Genomic DNA, 26,368 nt, shown 5'->3' with positions numbered 1-26,368 from the left:
GCTCCACAGTAGGATGTCTTCCATGGCGTCGGCACCGACCGCGCCCTCACCTACAGAAGGAGCCTCATCATGCTGGCCATTCGTAAAGCTTCCGATCGCGGCGCCGCCAACCACGGTTGGCTCAAGTCCTTCCATACCTTTTCCTTCGCCAGCTATCGCAACCCGGCGGAGCAGGGCTTCTCCGACCTGCTGGTGATTAACGACGACACCGTGGCCCCCGGCCAGGGCTTCGGCGAGCACCCGCACCGCGACATGGAGATCTTCTCCTATGTGCTCGAAGGCGCCCTGGAGCACCAGGACAGCCTGGGTACCGGCTCGGTGATCCGTCCCGGTGACGTCCAGTTGATGAGCGCCGGCAGCGGCGTCAGCCACAGCGAGTACAACCACTCCAACAGCGAGTGGGTGCACTTCCTGCAGATCTGGATCGTGCCCAACATGCGCCGCGCCGAACCGCGCTACCAGCAGCAGCATTTCAGCGCCGAAGCCAAGCGTGGCCGCCTGGCGCTGATCATCTCGCCGGATGGCGCCGAGGGTTCGCTGGAGGTCCGGCAGAGCGCCCGCGTCTATGCCGGTCTGTTCGACGGCAGCGAAAGCGCCACCCTGCAACTGGCACCCGAGCGCCATGCCTATGTGCACGTCGCCCGCGGCAGCCTGGAGCTGAATGGCGTCCTGCTGCAGGCCGGTGATGGCGTCCGGCTGCGCGGCGAGCGCGAACTCCAGCTGGCCCACGGCACCGACGCCGAGGTGCTGGTGTTTGATCTGCGGCCCAACGAACTGCCGCAAATGCCCTGACTACGATTTGCTGCGCGTCGGCCAAACTGCGTTGAAAAGACCTTCGGAATGCTCATTTACCACTCGTAAACTCCGCTTCCTCAGGTCTTTTCGCCTTGTTTGGCTCTAGCTCGCGAAATCGTAGGCCCCGTTTGCGCTAGGAGGCCGCTCCCACGGCCTCCCCTTGCCGAGAACGCGCCATGAGCACCCAAGCCCTGACCTCCCTGGTGGCCGGTAACGCCACCCTCTGGCTGACGCTGAACGTCTTTGGCGAACAGCTGGGCCTGCCGGTACCGGCCTATCCCTCGCTGGTGGTGATGGGCGCGGCGGCCGACGAGGCCGAGTTGCTCCTGGCGCTCTTGGCCAGCGTCGCGGTCACCGGGCTGGCCGATCTGCTCTGGTACTGGGCCGGCCGCCGGCACGGCGTCTGGTTGTTGCGTCATCTGCCGGGGCACGTCCCGGCCGCCCCCCGCTTGCCCGGCCTGTTGCTGGTGGCCAAGTTCCTACCCGGCGCCGCCGCCCTGGCGACCCTGAGCGCAGGGGCCAGCGCCATGCCCCTGCGTCGCTTCCTCGCCTACGACCTCGGCGGCGCCACCCTCTGGATCGGCTCCGGCCTGACCCTGGGTCGCCTGTTCGACGCTCACATCCTGGCCCTGCTGGACGAACTCGAAGGCTATGGTCCGGCCCCGCTGTTGCTCGCCGCTGCACTCGCGATCGCCTTGTTCGGTTGGCATCTCCTCTCCCAGCGCCGTGCTCGTCACCCCGATCCGCGACACTGCTGCGCCTAGTGTGGTGTGTCAGAAGTTAACTGCACAATTTTGGCGGCGCTTTTTCGGTCTGGCCAGCGTTGCCACTCCTCGCCATAGCCCTGCTATGACTCGTCGCAGCGCCTAGCCCAGATCAAAAAATCACTCGCCAATTCTTGCGCGAACTTCTGACACACCACACTAGCAATTACCGCCTTAACGCTAATTAACGATAGGCAACTCGCACGTCAGACAACCGCACGGAATCATTCTCATCCAGACCGCCGATTCAGGGTTGGTTTGTTAGGGAGAGCGCCATGTCCATGACCGTCGATAGCACCCCAGCTCTATCCAGGCGGCCGGATACGCGCCTGGTCGGTTTGGCGGCCTGGCAGGAACGCCTGGCCAAGGAAGTCTTGCTGCTGCACCTGGAGCGCGGCATCAGCGTCAGCCAGGTCGCCTCTGTCTGCGGCCTGTCGCGCAGCCACTTCACCCGGCAGTTCAAGCTCAGCGCCGGGCTCGCCCCGCTGGAATGGCTGCGCCACCAGCGCATCGTCCGCGCCCAGCACTTGCTGGCCGAGCGCGCCCTACCCCTGGCGGCGATCGCCCTGGAATGCGGCTTCTTCGATCAGGCGCATCTGAGCCGGGTGTTCACCCGCGCCGTGGGTGTGCCACCGCTGGCCTGGCAACAGCAGGCCCTGGAACGGCGGTTGCTGGCGGAGCTGACGCAGGTGCAGCCGCAGCATGGCCAGCAGGCGGTAGCCTAGGCGCTCACCGCCGCCTTCCACCAGGATCAGCGACTTGTCCACCAGCTGGCCGAGCAGGGGGATGAAATGCGCCTCTTCCAGGCCGCGCTGCGCCGCCAGCGCCAGGGCCTGCTGGCGACTGAAGCGTTCGCCCGCCTCGGCCAGGGTGGCCAGTACGGCGAATTCGGCTTCGCTCAGGCTATGCAGACTCCAGTCGAGCATGGCGCCGAGGCTGCGCTGGCGCTGCGCCGCGGTCCGCCGACCCTGGGCGTCCAGGTAGTAACCACCTTCGAGTTGCGCCAGCACCCCCGCCAGACCCTGCGCAGCCACCTGCTCGGCCAGGATCTCCAGGGCCAGCGGGACCCCCTCGCTGCGTCGACAGATCTCGCCGACCAGTTGTACATCGCCCGGCCGCAACTGCAGCCCTGGCAAGCGCGCCCGGGCGCGGCGGACGAACAGGCGAAAGGCCGGCTCGCGCATGGCGTCGCGCAGGCGTGGCGAGGATTGGCTCGCGACCGCCAGGGGCGCCAGGCGCAGCACCGCCTCCCCTTCCACGCGCAAGGCTTCGCGACTGGTGACCAGCACCTTGAGTGCCGGGCAGCCCTGCAGCAGCCGCTCCACCAACCAGGCACAGGGCTCGACCAGCCGCTCGGCGTTGTCCAGCACCAGCAGCAGGCGGCGCGCGGACAGGGCCTCCTGCAAGGCGGGCAGTCCGCTACCCGCGGCCAGCCCCAGCTCGTTGGCGAGGCGCTCGATCAGCGCCATGACCGTACCCAGCGTGGCGAGATCGAGGCTCTGCACGCCATCGGGAAAGCTCTCCACCAAGGTGGGCAGCAGATGCTGGACCAGCAGTGACTTGCCCACGCCCCCGGGCCCGACCACCGAGACCAGTCGCCGCTGGGCGAGCGACCGGCGCAGCTCGACGAGGCTGGCCGCGCGACCCTCCAGCGGCGTGAGCGGCAGTGCCGTCTCGGCCAGCGGCGCGAGGTCGTCCTCGTCCAGCCGCTCCACCGCGAGGGCGAAGCCATAGCCGCGCTGGCGGGCGCTGAGGATGGGATCCCGGGCGCTGTAGGCGCGCAGTACCCGACGCAGGGCGGCGATGTGCACCCGCAGATTGATGTCCTCGACGACGCTGCCAGGCCAGACCCGGGCCATCAGGGTCTGCTTGTCGATCAGCTCGCCGGGCTGCTCCAGCAGCACCCGCAGGAGGTCCAGGGCCCGTCCGCCGAGCGGCAGCGGCCGCTCGCCGTCGAGCAGCAGGCGCCGCCGGGGGTCCAGGGTCAGGCCACAGAACCGATAGGCATCCGCCATTGCCAAGGGCTTGAGTTCATGCATGACCATGCTGCGCCACGTCGCGCCAGGCCTGCCGCGCCTCGCGCAGGCGGACCCGTCGGGCGTCTGCGCCTCTCCTTCGCCGATAGGTCATACCATTCTGGCCAAAGCCCTGGCAGGAGGGACGACGATCTACGGCCGGAAGCTGCCATCGATGGGCGTGATACCGCCATCGCGGTCGTCTTCAGCTGAATTGGTAGCGGTACTGGGCCGGGGTCAGGCCCAGATGGCCCTGGAAGGCGGCGCGCATGCACCTGTCGCTGGCGAAGCCGCTGCGAAAGGCCACCGTCTTCAGCGGCAGGTCGCTGGTCTCCAGCAATCCACGGGCGTGATCGATGCGCGCCCGCAGCACGAATTCCAGCGGCGTCATGCCGGTATCGCGCTTGAACACCCGGGCGAAGTTGCGGGTGCCCATGGTCGCCAGCTCGGCGAGCCGGCTGATGGAATAGGCCTGGTCGATATGCGCCAGCACATGGTGCTGCACCCGGGTGATGGCGGTGGCCGCCTCGGGCTCGTCGAACAGCGGGCTGAACTGGGCCTGCTTGCCCTGACGCTGGGTCACCACCACCAGCACCTTGGCCACCTCGCGGGCGATGACCTTGCCATGATCCTCGGCCACCAGCGCCAGCGCCAGGTCGATGCCGGCGGTGACCCCGGCCGAGGTCAGCAGCGGCCCGTCGCTCAGATAGATCTCGTCGGCGGTCACCTGGGCGCGGGGAAAGCGCCGTGCCAGGCGCTCGCGATAATTCCAGTGGGTGGTCACCTGGCGCCCATCGAGCAGCCCGGCGCTGCCGAGCAGGAAGGTCCCGGTGCAGACCGCGCCATAACGGACGCAGTGCTCGGGTACCTGGCGCAGCCAGGCGGCGACGTCCGGGTGCGGCTCCAGGTAGGCCCCCGGCCCGCCGGGCACCAGCAGCAGGTCATAGGCCCCGGGCGGCTGCTGGGTGGTGAGGTCCGTGCGTATCGTCATGCCATTGGAGCAGCGCAGGGTGCGCCTGCGCCCGGCGGCGATGGTCACGAGGCGATAGTGGTCGGCGGCTGGCAGATAGCGATTGGCGATGGAGAACACCTCCACCGGCCCGGCGAAATCCAGCATCAGCACCTCGGGGACCAGCAAGAAAGCCACTGTCCTCGTCATGGCGATACATCCTTATCCGCGTTGCAGTGTGTCCTTGGAAGGCAGTGCCATCCGGGTAGGTTTGGGGTGAGGATAAGAACTTACGCCAGGAGGGCAAGCTGCTTTTGTCTGTGTATTACCCATTGCACATCAGGATTTGCATTTACCGGCATACCTCCATAGCCACTCATACCGACTCCGCGACCAGTCGCCGTTTCGCTGGAAACCTCGCGCATCAATCTGCCCAAATCGCGCTAGCCCGGGTGTCTTGGCTTGAGCATTACCAGTGTGACTAGCCCGATCAGCGCAGTAACGAGGCTCGCGCCTTTCAGTAGCGTTCCGAAGCTGTCCAGGTAAGCCTGGCGGAGCATGTCGGAGGTGGCCAGAGATACGCCCTGAACGTCGCCCAGCGCCAGTTGCTGGGCCAACGCCAGCCGTGCCGAGGCGGACCAACCGACCAGCGAGTGGGCGAGCTGTTGCTCTATCAAGGCGCTCAAGAGCGCGAAAGCTATTGCCAGGATCACCCCTTCACTGGCGACCCGGACGGTATTGAAGATACCGGCCGCCATGCCGGCCCGCTCCCGGGGAACTACGCCTATCGCCAGGCCATCCATCAGCCCCCAGGGTAGCCCGGTACCCACGCCGATCATGGCCAGGCAGAGCAACGTCGCGGGGAGTTCACTGCCCATGGCGAAGCGGCTGAGCGCCAGGAGACCAGCTGCCGCGAACAGGAATCCGAGCGCGCAAAGGCGTCCGGCTGGCATCCAACGGGTCAGCCAGGCCGCCAGCAGCGGGACCACCAGCAACGGTAGGGTCAGCGCCAGCAGTACCAGACCTGCGCGGGTCGCCCCCAAGCCCTCCACGCCGATCATGCGCAGCGGCAACAGGACGATGAACACGATGTAGCAGACGCAGGTACCGATAGGCAGCAGTTGCACGCCGAGGAAAAGTGGCAGGCGAAACAGCCGCAGCTCCAGCATCGGCCGCTGGCTGCCTAGTTGTCCGCGCACGAACAACAGCAGGCCAAGCGCTGCGAGCAGCAACAGCGATGTTACCCAAAGCGAGGTCCAGCCTTGTCGAGGTCCCAGAATGACGGCAGTGGTGAAGGCCACCAGCATGCAGGAAAAGCTCAATACTCCTGAAACATCGAGACGACTCGCCTGCGGATCACGACTCTCCCGCATCCACTTCAGCGCCACCAGCGCGGCAACACCGGCCAGCAGGGCGGTGAACAGGAAGATGGCTCGCCAGCCCCACCCTTCCAGCAACATCCCGGAAAGCAGTGGGCCGCAGGCCAACCCTAGACCGAAGGTCGTGCCGAGCAGGCTGAAAACGCGAGTACGCGCCGGCCCGTCGAACTCCTGGGCTAGCGCCGCGCTACCGCCTGCCAGGGCTGCGGCTGCCACCACGCCCTGGAGTCCCCGCAAAGTATCGAGCCAGAGGATCGAAGGGGCGCTGGCGAGCAGCAGGGAAACCAGGGTGAAGCCGGCCAAGCCGCCGATAAACAGGCGCTTGCGGCCATAGCGATCAGCCAGTGTCCCCGCAGCCAGGAGCAGGCTGCCGAAGCTAAGCATGAAGGCGTTGGTAATCCAGGCCATGGCCACGGCATCGGCCTGGAAAGCCGCGCCTATGGCAGGCGTGGCCACGGCGCCGCCGGTGAAGCTCAGCGGCAGTACCAGCGCGGCCAGGCAGATGGCCAGGACGATCGAATAGCGGCCGGATGCGGTAGGCGTGACCTCGGCTGAAGGCTTGTGCATGGCGGAATTCCTGCGGATTCGACAGCCGGCCGGACTGTCGGGATGAGCGCGCGACGACTTCAGCTCACTTTATCCAGGACGTAATCAGCGATAAACAAGGCTAAGATCCACTGATAACGGAGCAAAAGGATTCAATCGAAGTGGACAGCCTCACCAACCTGATGGCTTTCGTGAAGACCGCGGAGGCCTTGAGCTTCGTGAAGGCTGGCCAAGCCATGGGGATTTCAGCGTCCGCCGTCGGCAAGAATGTGGCCAAGCTCGAAGCCTCCTTGAAGGTCCGGTTGTTTCATCGCAGCACCCGCAAGGTCAGTCTCACACCGGAGGGCGCGCTGTTCTACGAACGCTGCAAGCGTGTGCTGGATGAATTGGAAGAGGCTCGTGCTCTGCTTTCCCAAGCCGCGCAGACGCCCCAAGGTCGGCTCAAGATCAGTCTGCCAACCATTGGTTATCGGTTTCTGCTGCCACACCTGGTGCCCTTTCGCCAGCGGTATCCGGAGATCGAGCTGGAGCTGGATTTCAACGACGAGCTGGTCGACGTGATCGAGGAAGGCTTCGATGTGGTCATCCGCAGCGGCGGCCTGGCCGACAACAAGTTGATGGCCAGGCGCCTAGGCCCTTTCCGCTTCGTCCTGTGCGCCGCACCCGCCTACCTGAGCCGGCGTGGACGACCCACCGTCCCGGCGGATCTGGAGCAGCACGACTGCCTGCGCTATCGCTTCGTCACCACGGGCAAGATCATGGATTGGAGTCTGTCGGCCGATCCACTGTTCATCCGCCTGAACCTGCCGGCCACCCTGGTGCTCAACAATATGGAAGCTTTGCTCATGGCGGCGCAGGACGGCCATGGCATCGCCTTCATGCCGGACTTCCTGGTTCGGGACGCCCTCGCGGAGGGCAAGCTGCAGACGCTGCTGGATGCCTTCACGCGGGACGAAGGCCAGTTCTGGGCGCTCTGGCCTTCCAGCCGCCACCTTTCCCCCAAGGTCCGGGTATTCGTCGAGTTCATCGAGCAACGGCTGTTCAAGGCCCATGCCCTGGTGAACCCTAATCCCGACGCAACCGGATCAGCGTGATCTCGCTCGGCGCGCCGAATCTCAGCGGCGGGCCCCAGTAGCCGGTGCCGCGGCTGATGTAGACGGTGAGTCGGCCCAGGCGGTGGATGCCGGCGACCCAGGGTTGCTGCAGGCGCACGAAATACATCCAGGGCCAGAACTGGCCGCCGTGGGTGTGGCCGGAGAGCTGCAGGTCGGCGCCAGCGGCCTCGGCCTTGGGTGCCGAGCGCGGCTGGTGGGCCAGCAGCAGGCGGAACAGCCCTGCCGGGGCGCCGGCGAAGGCGGCCGCGGCGTCGCTGCGGTGGCTGGGGACGTAGAGCGGCGCCGAGTAGTCGGTGATGCCGCCCAGGACGAAGGGCGTGCCCTGGTGCTCCAGCACCCGGTGCTCGTCGATCAGCATCGTCAGCCCCTGCTCGCGCCAGGCGCGCACCCAGGCCTCGGCACCGGAGTAGTACTCGTGATTGCCGGTGATGGCGTAGGTCCCCAGGCGCGCTTTCAGCTGCTGCAGTGGCAGGAATTCATGCCGCAGCTCGGCCACGCTGCCGTCCACCAGGTCGCCGGTGATGGCCACCAGGTCGGCGTCCAGGCCGTTGACGCGGTCGACGATGCGCTGCAGATAGCCGGCCTTGATGGTGGGGCCGATGTGCAGATCGCTCAGCTGGACGATGCGCAAGCCGTCCAGACCGGCGGGCAGCGCCGGCAGGGCCAGCTCCACCTCCTTGACCTTGGCCGTGCGCCGGGCGTTGTAGACACTGCGTAGCGCCACCAGCAGCACCAGGCCCAGCACCGCCCAGGCGCTGCCGGCACGCCAGGCGGCGTCCAGCGGGTGGCCGACGAGACTGGCCAGGGCCATGACCAGCCCGCGCAGCAGGCTGAATACCGCCAGGCTGGAAAACACGCCCATGGCGATCAGCGCCGCCCAGGCCAGCAGTCGCGACGTCATGTCCCGCGAGCGAAAGCCCAGGGGGACCAGGACGAAGGACAGGACCAGCAGGAGCCAGAACGGCAGCTGTCCGGCGAGCGACAGGCCGAGATCGCCGATGACGCTGAGGCCGATGAACAGGTGCAGGGCGAAAAGGACCAGATACATCATGGCGCGGGAACGGAACATGGAGGGCCCTGGGGCGATGAGAAGGTCTTACCTTAGCACCCCGCCGGTCGCCCCTCTGAGTTCCGGGTTGTTTCCGGCTACAACGATTCAGGCGGCATTCAGCGCGGTTCCGCGTCGTCGGCCTGGGCCGCCTGGTCCGCTCGCCGGCCCAGGTAAAAGCCGAGCCAGGCCCAGAGCGCCGCGCAAGCGGCACCGACCAGCGCTGGCAGCCAGGCGCCATGGCCGAGCAGGTCCAGCAGGCTCTTGGCCCAGCCGCTGGCGGCGTCGCCGGCGCGGTAGACCACGGTGTCGATGAAGTTCTTGGCCTTGTACTGGGTCTCGGCGTCCAGCGGCGCGAAGAGCATCTCGCGACCGGGACGGATGAAGGCGTACTCGCCGATGCGCCGCACGATCATCAGACCCGCCAGCATGGCGAAGGTGGGCAGCAGCGCGAGCCCCACGAAACCCACGCACATCAGCAGCGGCACCCCGGCCAGCAGGACGCGCACGCCCAGCCGCTGGGCCAGGCGGCCGGTGATCAGCACCTGGCTGACCAGGGCGCCGGCCTGGACCACGAAGTCCAGCAGGCCGAACACCTGTACCTGACGCGCCCGATCGGGGAACAGCTCGGCCACCAGCCGTGCCTGCTCGAAATAGAGAAAGGTGCTGACCGTGGCCAGCAGGATGACGAAGGCGCTCACCGCCAGCAGGTAGGGCGACGCCAGCACCCGGGTGAGACCACTGAAGGGATTGCCGGCCACCGGGCGCCGCGGACTTTCGGTCGGTGCTGCGCCCGGTCGCCCGGCACCGCGGGTCTCGCGCCAGCCCATCAAATAGGCCTTGAGTGCCAGGGCCAGGAGCAGCAGCGCGGCGGCCAGCAGCGCCAGGCCCGCCTCGCCAACCAGCGGGGCCAGGGCCGCGGCCAAGACCGGGCCGAGCAGGCCACCGACACTGGCCCCGGCGGCGATGAAGGCGAACAGCCGCCGCGCCTGGGCGCCGTCGAAGACATCGGCCATCAGGCTCCAGGCCACCGAGACCACGAAGAGGTTGTAGACCGAGATCCAGACGTAGAAGGTGCGCGCCAGCCAGACGCTGTCGCCTAAGCTGGCGAAGCAGGCCGCGAAGGCCAGCAGGTTGAGGGCGAAGAAGCCGTAGACCCAGTCGACGAAGCGCCGCCGCGCCACTCGTGAATTGAGCCAGGCGAACAGCGGTACGGCCAGCAGCATCACCACGAAGGTAGCGGTGAACAGCCACTGCAGATTGTCCACCCCGCCAGCGATGCCCATGGCCTCGCGGATCGGCCGCAACATGAAGTAGCCGGCGAACAGGCAGAGAAACAACGCGAAGCCCGCAAGGGCCGCGGGCGATTCGCCGGCGCGGGCGTCGAGGACGCGACCGAGCCAGTCCTTCATCTAGGCGAACAACCCGGCGATGGCCTCGCGCTGGCGGGCATCGGGCAGCCGCCCACGGCCGGCCTGGAGGTTATCGACCATGTAGCGCGGATTGCTGGTGGCCGGAATCACCGCGGTCACCGCCGGGTCGGCGAGGATGAACTTGAGCAGCAGTTGCGCCCAGCTGGTCGCGCCCAGGTCGGCGGCCAGCGGCGGCAGCGGCTTGCCGCGGGTGCCGGAGAGCAGGTTGCCACGCTGGAACGGCCGGTTGATCAGCACGGCGATGCCCTGGTCGCGGCAATAGGGCAGCAGGTGCCGCTCGGCTTCGCGCTCGCCCACCGAATAGTTGAATTGTACGAAGTCGACCTTCTCTTTTTTCAGGGTGGCGAGCAGATCGTCCAGCGCCGCCTCGCGATAGTGGGTGACGCCCACGTAGCGCACCTTGCCGGCCTGCTGCTGTTCGCGCAGCAGGGCGAGCTGATTGGCGGTGTCCTGCAGGTTGTGCACCTGGACCAGATCCAGGCGGTCGGTCTGCAGGGCCTGGAAGCTGGCGGCCAGTTGCGCCGCGCCGCGCTCACGTCCGGTAGAGGAAATCTTGGTGGCGAGAAAGACCTTGTCTAGGGCCCGGGCCCGCTTGACCAGCTCGCCGGCCACCCGCTCGGAGTTGCCGTAGCTGGGCGCGGTATCGATGAGGGTGCCGCCGCCATCGAGCAAGGCCTTGAGCACCTCTTGCAGCGGCGCCAGGGCGGCGTCGTTGAGGTCGACATTGAGGTTGCCCGAGGTGCCCAGCCCAATGACCGGCAGCGCTTCCCCGCTGCGCGGAATCTTGCGGGTCAGCAGCGGCTCGGCGGCCTGGGCGCTCTGCCACAGCCAGGGCGCCGCCGTCACGGCGGCGGCCAAGGCGGTGGTGGTCTGCAGGAAATGGCGGCGGGTCGGCATGGCGGGCCTCGCGACGGGCAGTTGGGAAGGATGACCTTTGAGTTAAGCCATTCTTCCGGCCGGTCGCTCGCTGGGCTCATTGCGATATGTTGCGGCGCCCTCGTAGGTTGGGTTGAGCGCAGCGAAGCCCAACAGTGCCCCAGGTTGAACATCCTGTTGTTGGGCTTCGACGATGGAGCCGTCTCAACCCAACCTACGTACTGGCTCACGTAGCGTGGACAACGGCGTAGCCTTGTCCACTGGTTAGCTCTGACTGCCCAGTGGAAAACGCTGCGCGGTTTTCCACGCTACGGGTTGGCGGCATCCTGTCCCGCGAGAATGCCGTGATCCGCCGGCGGCAAACTTCCATCGCCACCCAGGTAGCGGTCGTAGAAATCCCGCACCGTGACGTTCTTGTGCTTGGCCTCGAACATGATGTCGAAGCGGTCGAGGAACTGGCAGGCGTAGCGGTTGCACCAGTCGTTCCACATCATGTCGCTGTGCGCGTATAGCAGTCGCTTGCTGATCTGCTGCAGCAAAAACTTGATATCGATCCGCTCGCTGGGCGAGACGCCCATTTCCATGAGCGCTTCCGGCGGCTGGGAGTAGTGCATGGCCGGGCGCACCCCGCGCCAGCTGTCGATGATCCGCGCCACCCGTGGCTCCCAGGGATCAATGTAGGCCTCCTCGTGGATCCAGCAATGGTGGATGTCGAGCACCACCGGGGCGAGGTCGGCCAGTTGCAGGCAGTCGTCGACGCCATAGGTCTTTTCATCGTTCTCGAAAGTGATGCAGTTGCGCGCCTCGCTGGACAAGCGCGGCCAGACCGCGCGGATGCCGGGTACGCCCAGGCGGCCGGCGATGTGCACGTTGCACTTGAAGTCCTGGAAACGCTGGCCGTAGCCCATCAGCCGGATCATGTCGGCGTGGTATTCGAATTCCGCCAGGCTGTTCTCTACCACCTCCGGGCGATCCGAGCCCAGCACGCAGAATTGCCCGGGATGCAGCGACAGCCGCACGTCGCGGCGACGCGCCAGTTCGCCCAGGCGGCCGAAGCGATCTTCCAGCAGCGCCTGCAACTCCTGGGAGCGATAGAAGTAGGCGAATTCGGCGTGGCTGTAGAAGGGCAGCAGGTCGCTGCTCAGGCGCAGCATGCGCAGGTTTTCCGGCAGGTCGGCGACGTGCTCGACGAATCTCAGCTGGGCATCCAGGTTGTGGGTGACCACGTCGAGCAACTTGGCCTCGGCGGCGGCGCGCTCGACGCTGCCCAGCCAGCGCAGGGTGGTGGTGCGGGTGTTGAAGACCCGCTCGACCTGCTCCAGTGCCTTGAGCGACAGGCTGCGCTCGGGGTGACGGTACATGCAGGCGAAGCCGATTCGATACATGGGACGCTCGGGACAGGGACTATAGGGGTTAGTCCGCAGGGCGCCGCCTGGGTGCGGGTGGGGTGATGGGTGGAGGGGGCCTGGCGTTTGGCGTCCGGGTTTGCCCTCACCCCGGCCCTCTCCCGGAGGGAGAGGGGGTGGTCCGGCAGGGCGCGGGGTTTTGGGTGTATCCGGTGAGCGCCGGCAGCTCAGTAGTTAGCGCAGCCATGGCGGTCCGCCGATGCGACTGCTCCTCCGTGCCGCCGTAGGTTGGGTTGAGCGCAGCGAAGCCCAACATCGCCTCGGGGGCCGCCAATGTTGGGCTTCGACGATGGAGCCGTCTCAACCCAACCTACGGTCTATCGCCGCCATGGCAGCGATGCACTCTTCCCCCCTACCCCGGCCCCCACCACACCGTCAGCGCATGCAGCACCAGCCCCACCAGGCCGCCCACCAGGGTGCCGTTGATGCGGATGAATTGCAGGTCCTTGCCGACGCTCTGCTCCAGTTGCTGGACCAGTTCGTCGGTGTCCCAGGCGGCCACCCGGGCGGCGATGTAGTCGCCGATGCGCTGGCGGTTGCGGTCGATGAAGGGCGGGGCCACGGCGATCAGTTGTTCGTTGATCCACCGGCGCATGGCCTCGTCGCGACTCAGGGTCTCGCCCAGCTCGGCCAGCAGCCGGCCCAGGCGGCGGCGGATGCGCGAATCTGGCGCGGCGAGGTCGGCCTGCAGCCAGTTCACCAGCTCGTCCCACAATTCCTGCAGATAACCCGCCAGTGCCGGATGCTCCAGCAGCCGGTCACGCAGCTGTTCGCCACGCAGGCGAAAGGCCGGGTCCTGCTTGAGGCGCTCGATGAAGCCGACCAGATAGCCGTCGAAGTGCCGGCGCAACTCGTGCTCGCGGTCCTGGCTGATCTCGCCGATCAGACGCGACACCGCCTGCACCACCTTGATCGCCGACCAGCGCCCGACCCGCTCGTCCAGTCCCAGGTACTTGAGGGTGCGCAACTCGCCGCCGATGGTGCGGGCGATCAGCGCCTGGGTGTCCTCGTCCTGCAGCAGGCGGTCGATCTCCTGCAGCACCTCGTCGAGTACCGCCTGGTGACGGCCGTCGGCGGTCAGCACATCGAGCAATTCGCCGGAGAGCGCCGCCACGTCCAGCCGTTGCAGGCGCTCCACCGCCACCCGGCGGATGAAGGCCTGCACCCGCACCTCGCGCAGGGCTTCCAGGGAATAGCGGGCGACGCCGGTGGCCTGGTTGGCCACCGCGGTGGCGTTGTCCGGCTGGCGCAACCAGCCGGCCAGGCGGCCGGCGGCGTCCAGCTCTTCCAGCTTGGCCAGCACCTGGGGCGTGGCGAGGAAGTGCAGGCAGATGAAGTCGGACAGCTTGCGCCCGACTCCGGCCTTGTTGCGCGGGATGATGGCGGTATGGGGGATCGGCAGCCCCAGCGGATGGCGGAACAGCGCGGTCACCGCGAACCAGTCGGCGATGGCGCCGACCATGGCCGCCTCGGCGAAGGCGGCGGCGTAGCCCCAGGCCGGATGGCGGGCCTCCAGGGCGGTGGCCAGGCAATAGAGCGCCGCCGCCAGGCACAGCAGCAGCAGGGCGATGAGCTTCATGCGGCGGACCGGGGCGAGGCCGTCGCGGGCGAGCGTGGTCATGACGATGGGACGGTCCTCTGGTCTGGAACGGATGCTGGGTAGAAAGCGGCGCCCCGGTGGAGTTTCCGACGCGCCGCCACGGTGCGACCCGGCCCCATCCTAGCGCAGCGCCCGGCGCGCGGCCGCGCAAAGGTTCGCCCAGACGCGAACCAATGCCAGCGGTGCGGTCCGCGACCGGGTGCCAGGCATCGCCCCAGAGCCTCGCGCCGAAAGACCCGGCGAACCAATTTCCAATGGCATCGCCCTTGCACCCGCTACTGGCATCCGGATCCCCCGGCGAACGCGCTGACAGCGCGCTTCGCGCCTGGCGATCGCCCAGACCTAAGAGGCAAAGGTTCGATGCAGATCCATACCGACGACAGTGCCCGCCTGGCCCTGGATGCCTTGCGCAACCTGGTGGCCCAGCAGAGCAGCGTCCCCGACAAGCCGCTGCCGCCGGAACGCGAGCTGGCCAGCGAATTCGGTGTCAGCCGCCGCTCCATCCGCCGCGCCCTGGCGGTGCTCGAGGCCGAGGGCCAGGTCTGGCGCCGCCAGGGCAAGGGCACCTATGTCGGCCCCACGCCGCCGAGCGCAGCCCTCACGCTCACCCAGCTTTCCGGGCGCACCAACTTCATCGAGGTCATGGAGGCGCGGCTGCACCTGGAGCCCAATCTCGCCGCCCTGGCCGCCCAGCGCGCCAGTGGCGAACAGCGCGCCCTGATCCGCCGCATGGCCGAGCGCACCGCCTTCGAGCGCCTGGGCAGCAGCGAGGACGCCGATGCCATCGAATTGTGGGACAGCGCCTTCCACCGCAGCATCGCCGAGGCCGCCGGCAATCGCCTGCTGCTGGACCTGTTCGAGATGCTCGACGCCATCCGCCTCGACCCCATCTGGCGCGACCTGCGCCACCGGGCACGCAACGCCCAGCGCCTGCTGGCCTATCACGACGACCACCAGGCCCTGGTGGAAGCCCTCGATGCCCGCGATCCGGTGCGCGCCGCGGCGGTGATGCGCGCCCACCTGCGCGCCCTGCAACTGGCGCTGGACAGCGTGCTGCAACAGACCCTGGAGCAGGCCCTATGAGCGCCCCGGTGCTGGTGGTGGACGATCTCAGCGTACGTTTCGCCGGCGCTCCGGCCGCGGTGGTGGAAGGCCTGAGCTTCACCGTGCAGCCGGGCCGGACCCTGGCCCTGGTGGGCGAATCCGGCTGTGGCAAGAGCGTGACCTCCATGGCGCTGATGGGGCTGCTGCCGCCGAGCGCCCGCATCCAGGCGCGCCAGGCGCGCTTCATGGGCGAAGACCTGCTGACCATGCCCGCGGCGCGCCGCAGTGACCTGCGCGGTGATCGCCTGGCGATGGTGTTCCAGGAGCCCATGACCTCGCTGAATCCGGCCTTCACCGTCGGCGAGCAGCTGATGGAGACGATACTGCGTCATCGCGGTGGCAGCACCCAGGCCGCCCGCCAGCGCGCCCTGGAGATGCTGGAGAAGGTACGGGTGCCGGCCGCGGCCCAGCGGCTCGCGGCCTATCCCCACGAACTCTCCGGCGGCATGCGCCAGCGGGTGATGATCGCCATGGCGCTGGCCAACGATCCGGCGCTGGTCATCGCCGACGAGCCCACCACGGCGCTGGACGTGACCATCCAGGCGCAGATCCTCGAACTCATCGCCAGCCTGCAGGCCGAGACCGGCAGCGCCATGATCCTCATCACCCACGACCTCGGCGTGGTCGCCGAGGTCGCCGACGAGATGGCGGTGATGTACGCCGGCCGGGTGGTGGAGTCCGGCCCGGTCGCCCAGCTGTTCGACGATCCACAGCACCCCTACACCATTGGCCTGATGGGCTCCATGCCCTCGCTGGGCCCGCGCACGGGGCGGCTGGCGACCATCGCCGGCCGGGTGCCGACGCCCGCCGAGATGCCCGCCGGCTGTCGCTTCGCCAGCCGCTGCCCCTTCGTCCTCGACGCCTGTCGCCTCGCCCCGCCACCACTGGTGGAGCTCGCCCCCGGGCAGCAGGTGGCCTGCCTCCGCGCGCCCCTGGAACAGCACCTGGAGACCTCTGCATGAACGCCGTGGAACGTCCCATCCTCGAAGCCATCGGCCTGACCAAGCACTTCGGCGGCCAGGCCGGTTTCCTGCAGCGCCCAAGGCCGCCGGTGCAGGCGGTGAGCGACGTCTCCTTCACGGTGCGCCGCGGCGAGACCCTGGCCCTGGTGGGCGAGTCCGGTTCGGGCAAATCGACCCTCGGCCGCCTGCTGCTCAACCTGCTCGCCCCCACCGCTGGCGACGTCATCTACGAAGGCCGCAACCTGGGCAATCTCAGCCCGCCCGCGCTGCGTCAGGTCCGCCAGGAATTGCAGATCATCTTCCAGGACCCCTTCGCCTCGCTGAATCCGCGCATGAGTGTCGCCGACATCGTCGGCGAGCCCGTGTGGTTGCACCAGCCGCTGGATCGCGGCCAGCGCGCCGAGCGGGTGGCCGAGCTGCTGCGCACCGTGGGCCTGGCGCCGGAACTGGCCGGCCGCTATCCCCACGAATTCTCCGGCGGCCAGCGCCAGCGCATCGGCATCGCTCGCGCCCTGGCCGCCGAGCCGCGGCTGCTGCTGGGCGACGAGCCGGTGTCGGCGCTGGACGTCTCGGTACAGGCCCAGGTGGTGAACCTGCTGGAAGACCTCAAGGCGCGTTTCGGCCTGACCCTGATCATCGTCGCCCACGGCCTGGGCGTGATCCGCCACATGAGCGACCGGGTAGCGGTGATGTACCTGGGCGAGATCGTCGAGCTGGCGCCGGTGGAGGCGCTGTTCGAGACGCCCCTGCACCCTTACACCCAGGCGCTGCTGGCCGCGGTGCCGGTCAGCCATCCGCGGGCGCGGCGACCACGCACCCTGCTCGGTGGCGACCTGCCCAGCCCCACGGCGCCGCCCAGCGGCTGTCGCTTCCATACCCGCTGCCCTCACGCCCGGCCGCTGTGCCGCGAAGCCAAGCCGCTGCTGGAGCCCACCGCCGGCGAAGGCCGGGTGGCCTGTCATTTCTGGCGCGAGATCGCCGGCGCGGGCGCCTCGCCGCCGCCGCTGATCGCCACCAGCCCGGCCTTCACCCGCCGCCTGGCCCTGTTCAACCGTCATCAGTCCCTCCTGGAGTCCACCCCATGAAAGCCTCCGCCTGGCTCACCGCCACCCTTCTGCTCCTGGCCGGCGGCTCCGCCGTGGCCGAGACCACCCTGCGCATCGGCATCCAGGACGATCCCGACGTGCTCGATCCGCACCGCTCGCGGACCTATTCCGGCCGGCTGGTCTACACCGCCCTGTGCGACAAGCTGGTGGACGTCTCACCGCAACTGGAGCTGGTGCCCCAGCTGGCCACCGCCTGGCAGTGGAGCGACGACAACCGCAGCCTGACACTGCAACTGCGCCCCGGCGTGACCTTCCATGACGGCGAGACCTTCGACGCCGCCGCGGTGAAGTTCAACCTGGACCGCGCCCGCACCCTGCCCGACTCGCTGCGCAAGAGCGAGCTGGCCTCGGTGGATACCGTGGAGGTGGTCGATCCCCAGACCGTGCGCATCCGCCTCAAGCAACCCGACGCCACCCTGCTCGCCCAGCTCTCCGACCGCGCCGGCATGATGCTGGCGCCCAAGGCCTCCGCGGGCGACGTGGGCAGCAAGCCGGTCTGCTCCGGTCCCTATCGCTTCGTGCAGCGGGTGCAGCAGGACCGCATCGTGCTGGAGCGCTTCCCGCAATACTGGAACGCCGCGGCCTATCACTTCGACAAGGTGGTCTTCCTGCCCATCCCGGACACCTCGGTACGCCTGGCCAACCTGCGCTCGGGCGACCTGGACATCATCGAGCGGGTCGCGCCCACCGACGTCAAGGGCCTGCAGGGCCAGGCCGGCTTCACCCTCTACAACACCCCGGGGCTGGGCTACATGCAGCTGATGGTGAACATGGCCAACGGCGACCGGGCGAAGAACCCCTTCGCCGGCGACCAGCGGGTGCGCCAGGCCTTCGACCTGGCGCTGGATCGCGACGCGCTCAACCAGGTGGTCTTCGAAGGCCTCTATGCGCCCAGCGTGCAGCCCTTCCCGCAGAGCAGCCCCTACTACGACAAGGCCTTCGCCGTGCCGGCCCGCGACGTGGCGCGCAGCCAGGCGCTGCTCAAGGCCGCCGGCGTCGCCCTGCCGGTCAAGGTGGAGCTGAAGATCGCCAACAACCCCATCGCCCAGCAGGTGGGCCAGCTGATCCAGGCCATGGCCGCCGAGGCCGGCTTCGAGGTCAACCTGATCGCCACCGAATACGCCACCCTGCTGGCCGAACAGCACGCCGGCAACTTCCAGCTCGGCCTGAGCGCCTGGTCCGGCCGCCCCGACCCGGATGGCAACGTGCACCAGTTCGTCACCTGCAAGGGCAACCAGAACGACGGCCACTACTGCAACGCGGCGCTGGACCAGCTGCTCAACCAGGCTCGCACCATCAACGACCAGGCCCAGCGCCAGGCGCTCTACGCCCAGGCCATGACCCTGCTGCGCGAGGAACTGCCGGTGTTCTACCTCTACTTCGACCCGCGCATCATCGCCACCCGCGCCGACATCAAGGGCCTCATCCCCAACCCTGACGGCCTGATTCGCCTGGCCGGCGTCAGCCGCGGACAATAGCCATGCTGCGCCTCTTCCTGCGTGGCCTGCTCAGTGCCCTGCCCACCCTGCTGCTGGTGTCGCTGTTCGTCTTCACCCTGCAGCAACTGCTGCCGGGCGATCCGGTGCTGGCCATGGCCGGCGAGGAACGCGATCCCCAGGTGCTGGAATTCCTGCGCGAGAAGTACCGGCTGAACGATCCCCTGCCGGTGCAATACCTGCACTGGATGGGCGGGGTGCTGCAGGGCGACCTGGGCATCTCGCTGCGCACCGACCAGCCGGTGACGGCGCTGATCGCCGAGAAGCTGCCGGTGACCCTGGAGCTGTCGCTGCTGGCCATCCTCATCGCGCTGGCCATCGGCATTCCCACCGGCATCCTCGCCGCGGTGCGCCGGGGCACGGCGGTGGACTACGGCGCCAACCTGGTGGCCCTGTCCGGCATCTCCATCCCGCACTTCTGGCTCGGCATCCTCCTGATCCTACTGTTCGCGGTGAAGCTGCAATGGCTGCCGGCCTCCGGCTTCGTGCCCTTCCACGAAGACCCGCTGCGCAACCTGCGCACCCTGATCCTGCCGGCCTTCGTGCTGGGCGCCGGCCTCTCCGGCACCCTGATGCGCCATACCCGGGCGGCCATGCTGGAGGTGCTGCGCGCCGACTACGTGCGCACCGCGCGGGCCAAGGGCCTGCGCGAGCGGGTGGTGATCCTGCGCCATGCGCTGCGCAACGCGCTGATGCCCATCGTCACCCTCACCACCCTGCTGTTCGGCGAATTGCTCGGCGGCGCGGTGCTCACCGAACAGGTCTTCAGCATCCCCGGCTTCGGCAAGATGATCGTCGACGCCGTGTTCAACCGCGACTACGCGGTGGTCCAGGGGGTGGTGCTCTGCGTGGCGGTGGGCTTCGTGCTGCTCAACCTGGTCGCCGACCTGCTCTACCGCCTGATCAACCCGCGCCTGAGGCAAGCCGCATGAACGCCCTGACCCTGCCCCGCCCGGCCACCCTGAGGCCCGCCCGCTCGCCCTTCTGGCGCAAGTTCAGCGCCAACCGTGGCGCGCTGCTCGGCGCCGCACTGATCCTGGCGTTCGCCCTGGCCGCCCTGCTGGCGCCCTGGCTGGCTCCCTTCGATCCGCTCAAGACCAGCTTCCTGGCGGTACGCAAGGCGCCCTCGGCGCTGAACTGGCTGGGCACCGACGAACTCGGCCGCGACCTGCTTTCGCGGCTGCTATGGGGCGCGCGCAGCTCGTTGCTGGCCGGGGTGGTCTCGGTGGCCATCGCCCTGCTGGTAGGGGTGCCCCTGGGCCTGGTCGCCGGCTACTTCGGCGGCTGGCTGGACGCCCTGGTCTCGCGCCTGGTGGAAGCCCTGCTGTCCTGTCCCTTCCTGGTGCTGGCCATCGCCCTGGGCGCCTTCCTCGGGCCGAGCCTGGGCAACGCCATGATCGCCATCGGCCTCTCCGCCATGCCAGTGTTCGCCCGGCTGACCCGTGGCCAGGTCTTGGCCATCCGCCACGAGGACTACCTCGAAGGGGCCCGCGCCATCGGCCTGCCGGATCGCTGGATCCTCTGGCGCTACGTGCTGCCCAACATCCTCTCGCCGCTGGTGGTGCAGGCCACCCTGACCATCGCCGCCGCCATCCTCGCCGAGGCCAGCCTGTCGTTCCTCGGTCTCGGCCAGCAACCGCCGATGCCCTCCTGGGGCTCCATGCTCAACACCGCCAAGAACTTCATGGAGCAGGCGCCCTGGATGTCCATCGCCCCGGGCGTCTGCATCTACCTCACCGTGCTGGGCTTCAACCTGCTGGGCGACGGCCTGCGCGACGCCCTCGATCCTCGTCACCAATGAGATCCCTACCCATGCTCGATCTGGACTATCACAACCCCTATTCCTCGGCCCGCTCGCCGGTCATGGGCCGCAACCTGGTGGCCTGCTCGCAGCCGCTGGCCGCCCAGGCCGGCGTGGAGATGCTGCGCCGCGGCGGCAACGCGGTGGACGCCGCGGTGGCCGCCGCCATGGTGCTCACCGTGGTCGAACCCACCGGCTGCGGCATCGGCAGCGACGCCTTCGCCATCGTCTGGGACGGCAAGCAGGTGCAGGGCCTCAACGCCTCCGGTCGCGCGCCGCGCGGTTGGACGCCGGAATTCTTCGCCGGCCAGAGCGCCATGCCGGCGCGCGGCTGGGGTGCGGTCACGGTGCCCGGTGCCGTCTCAGCCTGGGTCGCCCTGGCCCAGCGCTACGGCAAGCTGCCGCTGACCACCCTCGCCGCTCCGGCGATCCACTATGCCCGCGACGGCTTCCTGCTCACCCCGGTGATCGCCGAACTCTGGCGCCGCGGCGCCGAGCAGCTCAAGGACCAACCCGGCTTCGCCGCCTGCTTCCTGGCCAACGGCGTGCCCCGCGCCGGCACCCTGGTACGCCTGCCTGACCATGCGCGAACCCTGGAGGCCATCGCCGAGAGCGAAGGCGCCGCCTTCTACCAGGGCGAACTGGCCCAGGCCATGGCCCGCCATGCCCGCGAGCACGGCGCGGTGCTGGACGAAGTAGACCTGCGCGCCCACCGGGCCGACTGGATCGACACCCTCTCGGTGCCCTTCGCCGGCGCCGTGGTCCATGAGCTGCCACCCAATGGCCAGGGCATCGCCACCCTCGCCGGCCTGGGCATCCTCGAAGCCGCCGGCATCGGCGACGACCCGGTGGACAGCCCCGCCACCCTGCACCGGTCCATCGAGGCCATGAAGCTGGGGCTGGCCGATCTCTACCAGCACGTCACCGACTCCGCGCACATGCGCGTCCAGGCCGAACACCTGCTGGACCCGGCCTACCTGCGCGAACGCGCCGGGCTGCTCGGGCCGCGCGCCGGCGATCCCGGCTATGGCGCCCCGCGCCCCGGCGGCACCGTCTGCCTGTCGGCGGCCGACGACAGCGGCATGATGATTTCCTTCATCCAGTCCAACTACATGGGCTTCGGCTCGGGCGTGGTGGTGCCGGGTACCGGCATCAGTCTGCAGAATCGCGGCGCCGGCTTCACCCTGGCGCCGGACCACGTCAACAGCGTGGCGCCGGGCAAGCGACCCTTCCACACCATCATCCCCGGCTTCGCCATGAACGCCGACGGCACCCCGCTGATGGCCTTCGGCCTAATGGGCGGCCCGATGCAGGCCCAGGGGCACCTGCAGCTGATGCTGCGCATCCTCAAGTACTGGCAGAATCCCCAGGCCGCCGCCGATGCCCCGCGCTGGCGCCTCGAAGGCGGCCGCCGGGTCGCGGTGGAAAGCAGCCTGGACCCGGCCACCCTGGAAGCGCTGCGGGCCCTGGGCCACGAGGTGACGGTGGAAGAGCCCTCCGGCGTGTTCGCCTTCGGCGGCGCCCAGATCATCCAGCGCGTCGCCGGCGGCTACGTGGGCGGCTCCGACCCGCGCAAGGACGGCCTGGTGGCGGGGTACTAAGCGTCCAGCCTGACCCAGCGCTCTTCCTGCGCCGACTGGCGCGCGGCCTGGGCCAGGCGTTCCACTTCCCAGGCTTCCTGGAAGTCGACGCCGGTATGCCCGGGGTTGCCGCCCAGGGCTTCCAGCAGCGAGCGGACCTCCAGGGTCTTGAGCTCGTTGTAGCCGAGCTGGTGGCCGGGCGCCGGGCAGAAGGCGGCGTAGTCCGCCAGGTGCGGGCCGGCCAGCAGGGTACGGAAGCCGGCCAGGCCCGGGCGATCGCCGACCTGGAAGAGGCGCAGTTCGTTGAGTCGCTCCTGGTCGAAGACCAGGGTGCCGCGGGTGCCGCAGACCTCGACCGCCAGGCGATTCTTGCGGCCGTGCTTGAGCCAGCTGGTGGTCAGGGTGCCGCGGGCGCCATTGGCGAAGCGCAGCAGCAGGTGCGCCTGGTCGTCGATCTCCACCGCCCGGGTGCCGCCCTGGTGCGGCCGCTGGCCATGGGCGGTGTGCAGATCGGCGCACAGAGCCGCCACCGGGCCGAGCAGGAAGCGCGCCAGCGACAGGATATGGCTGCCCAGATCGGCCAGGGCGCCGCCGGCCTGGCGGGTCTCGCAGCGCCAGGTGAAGGGCCCCTGGGGATCGCCCATGAAGTCTTCGCTGAATTCGCCGCTGAAGCTGAGGATCTCGCCCAGCTCGCCACTCTGGATCAGCTCGCGCGCCTGCTTGAGCAGGGGATTCTGCAGGTAGTTGTAGCCGACCCGGTTGACCACCCCGGCGCTGCGCGCGGCGTCGCGCATCCGCGTGGCCTCTTCCAGGCTGACCGCCAGGGGCTTTTCGCAATAGACCGCCTTGCCCGCCGCCAGGGCGGCCAGCGCCATGGGCGCATGCAGCAGATTGGGCGTGGTGATGGCCACTAGCTCGACCGCGGGGTCGGCGATGAGGCTTTCCCAGTCACAGCTGCGGGTGAAGCCCCAGGCATCGGCGCACCGCGCGGCGCGCTCGGGATCGGCGTCGGCCAGGGCCACCAGGCGTGGACGCACCGGCAGGGTGAAGCTGCTCGCCGCGTGATGGAAGGCCTGGGCGTGGGCGTGGCCCATGAAACCGGTGCCGATCAGGCCGATGCCGAGGTCGCGCATGTCACTCTCCGTCAGGGTGTGTAGAAAGACCCGGCCGGCCAAGCCAGTAGCCGGCCGGGTAAAGGGGTGGGTGAAGGGTGGGAGTGCCCTCACCCCAGCCCTCTCCCAAGGGGAGAGGGGGAAAGGCAGTGGGGTGCAGGCTTGGCCCTCACCCCGGCCCTCTCTCAGGGGGAGAGGGGGAAAAGCGGCGGGTACCTGTGCGCCTCAGCGCTTGGCCTTACGCTTGTTGCGGTACTGGTCGATGACCACGGCGATCACGATGATCAGGCCCTTGATGATGTCCTGGATGTAGGCGTCGACGCCGAGGAAGGTGAAGCCGCTGGCCATCACCCCGAGGATCAGGGCGCCGATCACGGTGCCGGTGATGCGCCCTACCCCGCCCGCCAAGCTGGTGCCGCCGATCACCGCGGCGGCGATGGCGTCCAGTTCGTAGGACATGCCCATGCCGGCCTGGCCGGTGGCGGCCCGCGCCGAGGCCACCACCCCGGCCAGCCCCGCCAGCAGGCCGGCGATGCTGTAGACGATGATCAGGTGCTTCTTGACGTTGATCCCGGAGATGCGCGCCGCCTGCATGTTGCCGCCGATGGCGTAGGTGTATTTGCCGTACTTGGTGTAGCGCAGGGCGATGTGGAAGATCACCGCCACCACCAGGAAGATGATCACCGGCATGGCGCCCGCGCCAATGGCGGTGTAGCTGTCGGACAGCATGCTGATGGGCTGGCCTTCGGTGTAGTAGCGGGCCAGGCCGCGGGCCGAGACCATCATGCCGAGGGTGGCGATGAACGGCGGGATACCGGTGAAGGCGATGATGCTGCCGTTGATGGCGCCCGCCAGCAGCCCCACCCCGAGGCCGGCCATGACCGGTATCCAGACCGGCAGGTCGGTGAGCGAGGGAAACACCGCCCGGCCGAAGTCGGAGGTCTGGGCCAGACTCGCCGCCACCATGGCCGACAACGCCAGCACCGAGCCGGAAGAGAGGTCAATGCCGGTGGTGATGATCACCTGGGTCACGGCGATGGCCAGCAGGCCGATCACCGAGACCTGCAGGATCATCAGCACCAGGCGCTGGGAATTCAGCAGGAAACTCTGGTCGCGCAGGACCCAACCGAAGGCTTCGAAGGCCAGGCCGATGCCCAGCAGCACCAGCAGGATGCCCAGTTCGGTGGGGATGCGGCGCCGCGGGCGCGCGGAAGGTAGCTCGGCGGTTTTCTTGTCAAGAAGGGCACTCATCTTGTTCTACCTCTTGTATGCCGGGAGCGGCGGGCAGGAGCCCGCCGTGGGTCAGGCGTTCTAGTGCAGGACGGGATTGCCCGAGGCCAGGTGCATGACCCGCTCCTGGGTGGCTTCGCTGCGGTCGAGGAAGCCGGTGACGGTGCCCTCGTGCATCACCATCACCCGGTCGCTCATGCCCAGCACCTCGGGCAACTCGGACGAAATCATGATCACCGCCAGACCCTCGGCGGCCAGCTTGGCGATCAGCCGGTAGATCTCGGCCTTGGCCCCCACGTCGATGCCGCGGGTGGGTTCGTCGAGGATCAGGATGCGCGGCTGGGTCATCAGCCAGCGGGCGATCAGCGCCTTCTGCTGGTTACCGCCGGAGAGATTGGCGATGCACTGGTCCAGCGAAGGGGTCTTCACCCGCAACTGCTTGCGCATCTCCTCGCAGAGCAGATCCAGCCGCCCCTGCTGGACGAAGCCGGCGCGGGCGAAGCCGGGCAGCACCGCGACCTCCATGTTTTCCCCCACCGTCAGGCAGGAAAAGATGCCGGTGTCCTTGCGATCCTCGGTGAGCAGCGCCAGGCCCTTCTGGATCGCCAAGTGAGGATCGCTCATGCGCACCGACTGGCCATCGATGCGGATCTCCCCCGCCGTGGCCGGGGTCACGCCGAACAGGGTCTCGGCGACATTGGTGCGCCCCGAGCCCATCAGCCCGGCGATGCCCAGCACCTCGCCGGCGTGCAGGTCGAAGGAGACGCCGGAGAACACCCCGTCCAGGCCCAGGTCGCGCACCGCCAGCAAGACCTCCTGGCGCGGCGCCGTGCGCTCGGGAAACAGCTGGTTCAGCTCGCGGCCCACCATCATGGTGATCAGGCCGTCGCCATTCAGGCTGTCGGCGCGCTGCAGGCCGATGTACTGGCCATCGCGGAACACCGCCACCTCATCGGCGATCTGGAACACCTCGTCCATCTTGTGGGTGATGTAGACGATGCCCTTACCCTGGGCCTTGAGGTCGGCGATGATCGAGAACAGGTGCGCCACCTCGGTCTCGGTGATGGCCGAGGTCGGCTCGTCCATGATCAGCACATCGCTGTCATAGGACACCGCCTTGGCGATCTCCACCATCTGCCGCCCGGCGATGGACAACTCGCCCACCGCCTCGTCGGGGTCCAGGCGGATGCGCAGCCGGTCGAGCAGCGCCTGGGTCTGGCGGCGCATCCTGCCGTGATCCACCAGGTGCAGCGCATTGAGCGGCTCGCGGCCCAGCCAGATGTTCTCGGCGATGGTCATGAAGGGCATCAGGTTGAGTTCCTGATGGATCATGGCGATGCCCGACTGCAGCGCCTGCAGCGGCGTCTCGAAGCGCACCGGCGCGCCGCGCAGGCGGATCTCGCCGGCGTCGGGCTGGTAGATGCCGGCGATGATCTTCATCAGCGTGGACTTGCCCGCGCCGTTCTCGCCCATCAGCGCCAGCACCGTGCCCGGCCGCACCCGCAACTGGACGTGGGAGAGCGCCTTGACGCCGGGAAACTCCTTGGTGACGTCGACGATTTCGAGCAGGTAGTCGCTGGAAGCGGCGGCTGGCGGGACGTCGGGCACCGCGGTGGTGGCAGAACTGAGCATGATCGGGATCTCCTCGCGAGCCACCCAGGGCCGCTCGCGGCTTCAGTCATAGACGCTGGAACTGCTGAGGGTTGTCAGGGGTGACGAGGTGGCGCGCGACCCGGGGAGCACCCGGCCGCGAGACGACCGGCGGCTGAGCGCCGCCGGCGCGCTCCTGGGTGTCGACGAAGAGGCCGGCGGGACGGCTGCTGACCTGCGCGCAGCGGCCGACAGAAACCGGGGGAATGCCGTTGGCGCGGCTGGACTCGGCGTTTTGCCGGGTGGTGGCGCTGGGGGCCGGAGTGGCGTCGAGGCCGAGGCGGACCGGCAACTCCACCGTGGCGACACCGCTGAGGGTCAGCAACGGACCCGGGCAGCCAGGGAGCGGAATGCGGACAAGCACGAGCGCCAAGCGAGCGGACGTCATGATCACACCTTCT

At 68.5% G+C, this 26,368-nt stretch carries 22 protein-coding genes and 1 pseudogene; 11 read left to right on the top strand and 12 right to left on the bottom strand.

What is annotated here, in order from left to right:
- The first annotated feature begins 69 nt into the window (after positions 1-69).
- The 3 genes from FSV73_RS10280 (at position 70) to FSV73_RS25785 (ending at position 2,284) form a co-directional block, all read left to right on the top strand.
- A complete protein-coding gene (locus tag FSV73_RS10280; RefSeq protein WP_145007406.1) occupies positions 70-792 on the top strand; it encodes a pirin family protein in 723 nt (240 codons plus the stop codon).
- 179 nt (positions 793-971) lie between these two features.
- On the top strand, positions 972-1,559 hold the full coding sequence (locus FSV73_RS10275; protein WP_145007404.1) for a DedA family protein: 588 nt from the start codon (positions 972-974) through the stop codon (positions 1,557-1,559).
- Between the two features lie 275 nt (positions 1,560-1,834).
- The gene (locus FSV73_RS25785; RefSeq protein ID WP_145007403.1) at positions 1,835-2,284 is read left to right on the top strand and encodes a helix-turn-helix domain-containing protein; all 450 of its coding nucleotides are present in this window, start codon (positions 1,835-1,837) and stop codon (positions 2,282-2,284) included.
- A gap of 624 nt (positions 2,285-2,908) precedes the next feature.
- Here FSV73_RS25785 and FSV73_RS25920 read toward each other — a convergent pair.
- The 3 genes and pseudogenes from FSV73_RS25920 to FSV73_RS10255 all read right to left on the bottom strand — a co-directional run.
- Positions 2,909-3,574, bottom strand: a pseudogene (locus FSV73_RS25920) (winged helix-turn-helix domain-containing protein); the annotation flags it as partial.
- Between the two features lie 205 nt (positions 3,575-3,779).
- Positions 3,780-4,733, bottom strand: a complete 954-nt coding sequence (locus tag FSV73_RS10260; protein WP_186309210.1) for a GlxA family transcriptional regulator — start codon at positions 4,731-4,733, stop codon at positions 3,780-3,782.
- A 233-nt stretch (positions 4,734-4,966) separates the two neighbouring features.
- Positions 4,967-6,469, bottom strand: coding sequence for an MFS transporter (locus tag FSV73_RS10255; protein WP_145007399.1), 1,503 nt, complete (start codon positions 6,467-6,469; stop codon positions 4,967-4,969).
- Between the two features lie 161 nt (positions 6,470-6,630).
- On the opposite strand from FSV73_RS10255, the gene FSV73_RS10250 reads away from it, so the two are divergent.
- On the top strand, positions 6,631-7,542 hold the full coding sequence (locus tag FSV73_RS10250) for a LysR family transcriptional regulator (protein ID WP_437179279.1): 912 nt from the start codon (positions 6,631-6,633) through the stop codon (positions 7,540-7,542).
- On the opposite strand, the gene FSV73_RS10245 is transcribed toward FSV73_RS10250, so the two are convergent.
- The 5 genes from FSV73_RS10245 to FSV73_RS10225 all read right to left on the bottom strand — a co-directional run bounded on the left by FSV73_RS10245 (position 7,514) and on the right by FSV73_RS10225 (position 13,947).
- Complete coding sequence (locus FSV73_RS10245) at positions 7,514-8,632, bottom strand: metallophosphoesterase (RefSeq protein ID WP_145007395.1); 1,119 nt, start codon at positions 8,630-8,632, stop codon at positions 7,514-7,516. The two genes, FSV73_RS10250 and FSV73_RS10245, sit on opposite strands and share 29 nt — an antisense overlap.
- A 98-nt stretch (positions 8,633-8,730) precedes the next feature.
- The gene (locus tag FSV73_RS10240; RefSeq protein WP_145007393.1) at positions 8,731-10,023 is read right to left on the bottom strand and encodes an NTP/NDP exchange transporter; all 1,293 of its coding nucleotides are present in this window, start codon (positions 10,021-10,023) and stop codon (positions 8,731-8,733) included.
- Positions 10,024-10,941, bottom strand: a complete 918-nt coding sequence (locus FSV73_RS10235) for an aldo/keto reductase (protein ID WP_145007391.1) — start codon at positions 10,939-10,941, stop codon at positions 10,024-10,026.
- 287 nt (positions 10,942-11,228) lie between these two features.
- A complete protein-coding gene (gene uvsE, locus FSV73_RS10230) occupies positions 11,229-12,305 on the bottom strand; it encodes a UV DNA damage repair endonuclease UvsE (RefSeq protein ID WP_145007389.1) in 1,077 nt (358 codons plus the stop codon).
- A 373-nt stretch (positions 12,306-12,678) separates the two neighbouring features.
- Positions 12,679-13,947: a DUF445 domain-containing protein gene (locus FSV73_RS10225; protein WP_145007387.1), complete on the bottom strand. Its 1,269-nt coding sequence runs from the start codon at positions 13,945-13,947 to the stop codon at positions 12,679-12,681.
- A gap of 339 nt (positions 13,948-14,286) precedes the next feature.
- Here FSV73_RS10225 and FSV73_RS10220 point away from each other — a divergent pair, with 339 nt between their 5' ends.
- The 7 genes from FSV73_RS10220 to FSV73_RS10190 are packed head-to-tail and all read left to right on the top strand — an operon-like array spanning position 14,287 to position 21,996.
- Entirely contained in the window at positions 14,287-15,009 is a 723-nt protein-coding gene (locus tag FSV73_RS10220; protein ID WP_145007385.1) for a FadR/GntR family transcriptional regulator, read from the top strand.
- Complete coding sequence (locus FSV73_RS10215) at positions 15,006-15,992, top strand: ABC transporter ATP-binding protein (protein ID WP_145007383.1); 987 nt, start codon at positions 15,006-15,008, stop codon at positions 15,990-15,992. The genes FSV73_RS10220 and FSV73_RS10215 overlap by 4 nt, the downstream gene beginning before the upstream one ends.
- Positions 15,989-17,077 (top strand): ABC transporter ATP-binding protein, encoded by a 1,089-nt coding sequence (locus FSV73_RS10210; protein WP_145007381.1) that lies wholly within the window; start codon positions 15,989-15,991, stop codon positions 17,075-17,077. Before FSV73_RS10215 ends, FSV73_RS10210 begins: the two co-directional genes overlap by 4 nt.
- Positions 17,074-18,576 (top strand): ABC transporter substrate-binding protein, encoded by a 1,503-nt coding sequence (locus FSV73_RS10205; RefSeq protein WP_145007379.1) that lies wholly within the window; start codon positions 17,074-17,076, stop codon positions 18,574-18,576. The genes FSV73_RS10210 and FSV73_RS10205 overlap by 4 nt, the downstream gene beginning before the upstream one ends.
- A 2-nt stretch (positions 18,577-18,578) precedes the next feature.
- Positions 18,579-19,526, top strand: coding sequence for an ABC transporter permease (locus tag FSV73_RS10200; RefSeq protein ID WP_145007377.1), 948 nt, complete (start codon positions 18,579-18,581; stop codon positions 19,524-19,526).
- Entirely contained in the window at positions 19,523-20,395 is an 873-nt protein-coding gene (locus tag FSV73_RS10195; protein WP_145007375.1) for an ABC transporter permease, read from the top strand. Before FSV73_RS10200 ends, FSV73_RS10195 begins: the two co-directional genes overlap by 4 nt.
- A gap of 11 nt (positions 20,396-20,406) precedes the next feature.
- The gene (locus tag FSV73_RS10190) at positions 20,407-21,996 is read left to right on the top strand and encodes a gamma-glutamyltransferase family protein (protein WP_145007373.1); all 1,590 of its coding nucleotides are present in this window, start codon (positions 20,407-20,409) and stop codon (positions 21,994-21,996) included.
- Here FSV73_RS10190 and FSV73_RS10185 read toward each other — a convergent pair.
- From FSV73_RS10185 to FSV73_RS10170, 4 genes are all read right to left on the bottom strand, one after another.
- Positions 21,993-23,108: a Gfo/Idh/MocA family protein gene (locus FSV73_RS10185; RefSeq protein WP_145007371.1), complete on the bottom strand. Its 1,116-nt coding sequence runs from the start codon at positions 23,106-23,108 to the stop codon at positions 21,993-21,995. The genes FSV73_RS10190 and FSV73_RS10185 overlap by 4 nt on opposite strands.
- A gap of 204 nt (positions 23,109-23,312) precedes the next feature.
- Positions 23,313-24,338: an ABC transporter permease gene (locus FSV73_RS10180; protein ID WP_145007369.1), complete on the bottom strand. Its 1,026-nt coding sequence runs from the start codon at positions 24,336-24,338 to the stop codon at positions 23,313-23,315.
- Between the two features lie 60 nt (positions 24,339-24,398).
- Positions 24,399-25,949 (bottom strand): sugar ABC transporter ATP-binding protein, encoded by a 1,551-nt coding sequence (locus FSV73_RS10175; protein WP_145007367.1) that lies wholly within the window; start codon positions 25,947-25,949, stop codon positions 24,399-24,401.
- Positions 25,950-25,995: 46 nt separating this feature from the next.
- The gene (locus tag FSV73_RS10170) at positions 25,996-26,355 is read right to left on the bottom strand and encodes a hypothetical protein (protein ID WP_145007365.1); all 360 of its coding nucleotides are present in this window, start codon (positions 26,353-26,355) and stop codon (positions 25,996-25,998) included.
- Positions 26,356-26,368: the final 13 nt, after the last annotated feature.

The organism is Pseudomonas oryzihabitans, from assembly GCF_007665395.1.
Taxonomy (GTDB): Bacteria; Pseudomonadota; Gammaproteobacteria; order Pseudomonadales; family Pseudomonadaceae; genus Chryseomonas; species Chryseomonas psychrotolerans_C.
This window is presented reverse-complemented; position numbering and strand designations above follow the sequence as displayed.

Excerpts from the sequence above, each read along its gene's own strand:
- FSV73_RS10280 (WP_145007406.1), top strand. The coding sequence starts at position 70 with ATGCTGGCCATTCGTAAAGCTTCCGATCGCGGCGCCGCCAACCACGGT.
- FSV73_RS10275 (WP_145007404.1), top strand. The coding sequence starts at position 972 with ATGAGCACCCAAGCCCTGACCTCCCTGGTGGCCGGTAACGCCACCCTC.
- FSV73_RS25785 (WP_145007403.1), top strand. The coding sequence starts at position 1,835 with ATGTCCATGACCGTCGATAGCACCCCAGCTCTATCCAGGCGGCCGGAT.
- FSV73_RS10260 (WP_186309210.1), bottom strand. The coding sequence starts at position 4,733 with ATGACGAGGACAGTGGCTTTCTTGCTGGTCCCCGAGGTGCTGATGCTG.
- FSV73_RS10255 (WP_145007399.1), bottom strand. The coding sequence starts at position 6,469 with ATGCACAAGCCTTCAGCCGAGGTCACGCCTACCGCATCCGGCCGCTAT.
- FSV73_RS10250 (WP_437179279.1), top strand. The coding sequence starts at position 6,631 with ATGGCTTTCGTGAAGACCGCGGAGGCCTTGAGCTTCGTGAAGGCTGGC.
- FSV73_RS10245 (WP_145007395.1), bottom strand. The coding sequence starts at position 8,632 with ATGTTCCGTTCCCGCGCCATGATGTATCTGGTCCTTTTCGCCCTGCAC.
- FSV73_RS10240 (WP_145007393.1), bottom strand. The coding sequence starts at position 10,023 with ATGAAGGACTGGCTCGGTCGCGTCCTCGACGCCCGCGCCGGCGAATCG.
- FSV73_RS10235 (WP_145007391.1), bottom strand. The coding sequence starts at position 10,941 with ATGCCGACCCGCCGCCATTTCCTGCAGACCACCACCGCCTTGGCCGCC.
- uvsE (WP_145007389.1), bottom strand. The coding sequence starts at position 12,305 with ATGTATCGAATCGGCTTCGCCTGCATGTACCGTCACCCCGAGCGCAGC.
- FSV73_RS10225 (WP_145007387.1), bottom strand. The coding sequence starts at position 13,947 with ATGACCACGCTCGCCCGCGACGGCCTCGCCCCGGTCCGCCGCATGAAG.
- FSV73_RS10220 (WP_145007385.1), top strand. The coding sequence starts at position 14,287 with ATGCAGATCCATACCGACGACAGTGCCCGCCTGGCCCTGGATGCCTTG.
- FSV73_RS10215 (WP_145007383.1), top strand. The coding sequence starts at position 15,006 with ATGAGCGCCCCGGTGCTGGTGGTGGACGATCTCAGCGTACGTTTCGCC.
- FSV73_RS10210 (WP_145007381.1), top strand. The coding sequence starts at position 15,989 with ATGAACGCCGTGGAACGTCCCATCCTCGAAGCCATCGGCCTGACCAAG.
- FSV73_RS10205 (WP_145007379.1), top strand. The coding sequence starts at position 17,074 with ATGAAAGCCTCCGCCTGGCTCACCGCCACCCTTCTGCTCCTGGCCGGC.
- FSV73_RS10200 (WP_145007377.1), top strand. The coding sequence starts at position 18,579 with ATGCTGCGCCTCTTCCTGCGTGGCCTGCTCAGTGCCCTGCCCACCCTG.
- FSV73_RS10195 (WP_145007375.1), top strand. The coding sequence starts at position 19,523 with ATGAACGCCCTGACCCTGCCCCGCCCGGCCACCCTGAGGCCCGCCCGC.
- FSV73_RS10190 (WP_145007373.1), top strand. The coding sequence starts at position 20,407 with ATGCTCGATCTGGACTATCACAACCCCTATTCCTCGGCCCGCTCGCCG.
- FSV73_RS10185 (WP_145007371.1), bottom strand. The coding sequence starts at position 23,108 with ATGCGCGACCTCGGCATCGGCCTGATCGGCACCGGTTTCATGGGCCAC.
- FSV73_RS10180 (WP_145007369.1), bottom strand. The coding sequence starts at position 24,338 with ATGAGTGCCCTTCTTGACAAGAAAACCGCCGAGCTACCTTCCGCGCGC.
- FSV73_RS10175 (WP_145007367.1), bottom strand. The coding sequence starts at position 25,949 with ATGCTCAGTTCTGCCACCACCGCGGTGCCCGACGTCCCGCCAGCCGCC.
- FSV73_RS10170 (WP_145007365.1), bottom strand. The coding sequence starts at position 26,355 with ATGACGTCCGCTCGCTTGGCGCTCGTGCTTGTCCGCATTCCGCTCCCT.